1 protein-coding gene is annotated in these 1,250 nt (G+C 67.8%); it reads left to right on the top strand.

Features of this window, described 5'->3' with window-relative positions:
• Window positions 1-1,250 (top strand): amino acid adenylation domain-containing protein (locus ACTJLF_RS34540; protein ID WP_440884890.1); only part of this gene is annotated, 1,250 nt, incomplete at both ends.

Here is a 1,250-nt window from a genome sequence, read left to right as displayed (position 1 = left end):
AGTCGGCGACCCGATCCACAGCCGTATAGAGCGCGAGGCGGCGCAGCATCCGGATGCCACTGCACTGGTCTTCGGCGATGAGTCCCTGAGCTACGGCGAACTCAACGCGAAGGCGAATCGCCTGGCCCACCGCCTGATCGCCCTGGGCGTGAAGCCCGAGAGCCGGGTGGGCATCGCGGTGGAACGCTCCATCGAGATGGTGGTGGGTATCCTGGCGGTGCTCAAGGCCGGTGGTGCCTACGTGCCCCTGGACCCCGAGTACCCGGCGGACCGCCTGTCCTACATGGTGCAAGACAGCGGCATCGAGCTGCTGCTGACCCAGAGCCACCTGGGCGCACTGCCCGGAGCTGAATCACTCCAGGTGCTGCCGCTCGACACGCTCGATACCGCGTCCGAGCCCGACGGCAACCCGCAGGTCGCGCTGCACGGCGAGAACCTGGCCTACGTCATCTACACATCGGGCTCCACAGGCCGCCCCAAGGGCGCGCAGCTGTGCCATCGCAACGTGACGCGACTGCTGGATGCCACGCAGCACTGGTTCGACTTCTCGCCGGACGATGTCTGGACGATGTTCCACTCCTACGCCTTCGATTTCTCGGTGTGGGAGATCTTCGGAGCGCTGTGCACCGGGGGCAAGCTGGTGGTCGTGCCGTTCTGGGTGAGCCGCTCGCCGGAGGACTTCCTGCAGCTGCTGCGCGCGCAGCGCGTGAGCATCCTGAACCAGACACCATCGGCCTTTGGGCAGCTGGTGGCACTGCCGCAGGCGCTGGAGGGAGGATTGGCGCTGCGCGCGGTAATCTTCGGAGGCGAGGCGCTGGACCCGCAGCGGCTGAGGCCCTGGATCGAGCGCTACGGGGACGGCAGCCCGCAGCTGATCAACATGTACGGCATCACCGAGACGACGGTGCACGTGACCTACCGGCGCATCACGCGGGCGGACCTGGGTCAGCAGCGCAGTCCGGTGGGTGTGGCGATCCCGGACCTGGGGATGCAGGTGCTGGATGGGCAGCTGGGGCCCGTGCCGCAGGGGGTGGCGGGGGAGCTGTATGTCAGTGGGGAGGGGTTGGCGCGGGGGTACCTGAAGCGAGCCGCCTTGACCGCGGAGCGCTTCATCGCAACAGAGAAGGGGCAGCGCCTGTACCGCACGGGGGACCTGGTGCGGTGGAACAACGAGGGCCAGCTGGAGTACCTGGGCCGGATCGACCACCAGGTGAAGGTGCGGGGCTTCCGCATCGAGCTGGGGGAGATCG

The organism is Variovorax sp. 22077 (genome assembly GCF_052044195.1).
Lineage (GTDB): Bacteria > Pseudomonadota > Gammaproteobacteria > Burkholderiales > Burkholderiaceae_C > Variovorax > Variovorax atrisoli.
The sequence above is the reverse complement of the archived record's forward strand: the minus strand, read 5'-3'. Positions and strand labels throughout refer to the sequence as shown.